Here is a 255-nt window from a genome sequence, read left to right on the forward strand (position 1 = left end):
TCCGCTTCCGCCGCCGGTTCCAATGTTAATGTGCGACGTATTGTTTTTAAATCTAAACGTACCGCCGTCAGCTTTACCGCGCCAATCGTATTTTTCACTGTCGATACCGTCAGGATTTGCTGCGTTATATGTCAGCGCCAATGTTTTGGTTTCAACCACCGTAGAGCCGACATCTGCGATAGTGCCGTTCCGGTTCATGTCCGTTCCCAATGCTACAGCACTTATCCTCAAAGGTTCCTTTTTAAGTTTTACGGA

Annotated in this window: 1 protein-coding gene; it reads right to left on the reverse strand. The window is 47.5% G+C overall.

What is annotated here, in order from left to right; all coding sequences use genetic code 11:
• Positions 1-231, reverse strand: a 231-nt coding sequence (locus tag HGH47_RS12365) for a hypothetical protein (RefSeq protein WP_432912805.1), incomplete at its 3' end; no start/stop codon positions are given.
• Between the last annotated feature and the right edge of the window lie 24 nt (positions 232-255).

This window comes from Treponema sp. OMZ 805, from assembly GCF_050937395.1.
Lineage (GTDB): Bacteria > Spirochaetota > Spirochaetia > Treponematales > Treponemataceae > Treponema.